This window comes from Acinetobacter sp. YH12086 (assembly GCF_013419345.1).
GTDB classification, from domain to species: domain Bacteria; phylum Pseudomonadota; class Gammaproteobacteria; order Pseudomonadales; family Moraxellaceae; genus Acinetobacter; species Acinetobacter amyesii.
This window is the reverse complement of record NZ_VPAF01000053.1, coordinates 1-1453: the sequence shown is the minus strand read 5'-3', so window position 1 is coordinate 1453 and position 1453 is coordinate 1. Positions and strand designations below refer to the sequence as shown.

Sequence of the window (1453 nt, the reverse complement as noted above, 5' to 3'; positions counted from 1 at the left end):
GTGGACATGATGTTGAAGAGTTCTTTGGTGTGGTACAGCGTTATGGCGGGAATGTTGATGTGCAGCGATTGGCAGAGCTTGTGAACAATGGTCCAACAATATCAAAAGCAAACATTGCCCATGCATGCGGTACATGTTTATTGAAGTTGGCTTAAATTTTTTGCCTATCTTGCTATACGTAGCTTTACAAAGAGGTGGTTATGGCAGCCCTAAAAGAGCCTGTAAAAATATTTATAGTTCAAGCTCTTGCGTGCCGTGATACCCCTCAAGAAGTCGCGGATCTTGTTAAGCAAGAATTTGGACTGAAAATTGAGCGCTCACAAATCGCTTTATACGACCCAACAAAGATATCCGGCAAGAACCTGTCAAAGAAGTTTGTTGATCTATTTCATGAAACCCGAGCTGAATTTGACAAGGGCTTAATTGATATTCCAATTGCTCAGAAGTACTACCGCATGCGCCAGTATCAAAAGCATCTTGAGAGGAATGCTAAAAATACCTTCATGGTGTTAAACATTATGAAGCAGGCAGCACAGGACTTGGGTGGACAATTCTCTAATAAGCAACAGATCGATCATACAACCAACGGTGAATCAATAAGCAAGCCGACAATTATCGAATTGGTGGCACCAAATGAAAGTACAAATTCAACTACCTCCTAAACTTATTCCTGTATTCACGCGACCCGAGATGCGCTATCGCTCATCATGGGGTGGGCGTGGCTCAGGTAAAACGCGAACCTTTGCACAAATGACAGCTATTAAAGGCTATATGTATGCAGAGGCAGGTATAAGCGGGATGATTTTGGGCGGGCGTGAATTTATGAACACGCTTTCAGATTCCTCGATGGAGGAGATTAAACAAGCCATTCAATCAACACCATTTTTAAACGCTTATTACGATATTGGTGAGACGTTTATAAGAACCAAAAATAAGCGCGTTTACTATGGTTTTTGTGGGTTGCGACATAATCTTGACAGCATTAAATCTAAAGCACGTATTTTGCTTTGCTGGGTCGATGAAGCTGAAAACGTAAGTGATAAGGCTTGGCGAAAGCTATTACCAACAGTTCGTGAAGATAATTCTGAGGTTTGGATAACTTGGAACCCTGAGGATGAAAACAGTGCAACCAGCAAGCGGTTTCGTCACGAAGAGATAATTGATGATGAAACAGGGATGGTGATTGGTGTTGGGTGTGAGATGAACTATATGGATAATCCATGGTTTCCTGATGTTCTTGATCTTGAGCGCAGAATGGATAAGAAGAATATGAGTGATGAGATGTATCGCCATGTTTGGGAGGGTGATTATCTTGAAGTGGTTGAAGGCGCAATCTACAAAGCTGAGTTTGAGCAGATCAAGCGTGAGAATCGTATTTGCAAAGTTCCGCATGATCCAAATTTACCCGTTTATACATCGTGGGATTTGGGGATTCTTGATCCTACTGCAATTT

At 41.8% G+C, this 1453-nt stretch carries 2 protein-coding genes and 1 pseudogene; all 3 read left to right on the top strand.

Annotation, left to right across the window (positions count from 1 at the left end):
* A pseudogene (locus tag FTU29_RS17580) lies at positions 1–155 on the top strand (putative metallopeptidase); the annotation flags it as partial.
* Between the two features lie 45 nt (positions 156–200).
* Positions 201–662 carry a DUF2280 domain-containing protein gene (locus FTU29_RS17230; RefSeq protein ID WP_180123030.1) on the top strand — a complete coding sequence of 154 codons (462 nt, stop codon included), beginning with the start codon at positions 201–203 and terminating at the stop codon, positions 660–662.
* On the top strand, positions 634–1453 hold an 820-nt coding region (locus FTU29_RS17225), incomplete at its 3' end, for a PBSX family phage terminase large subunit (RefSeq protein ID WP_218954908.1). The genes FTU29_RS17230 and FTU29_RS17225, both read left to right, overlap by 29 nt.

Coding starts and splice junctions, on each gene's coding strand:
- FTU29_RS17230 (WP_180123030.1), top strand. CDS start 201: ATGGCAGCCCTAAAAGAGCCTGTAAAAATATTTATAGTTCAAGCTCTT.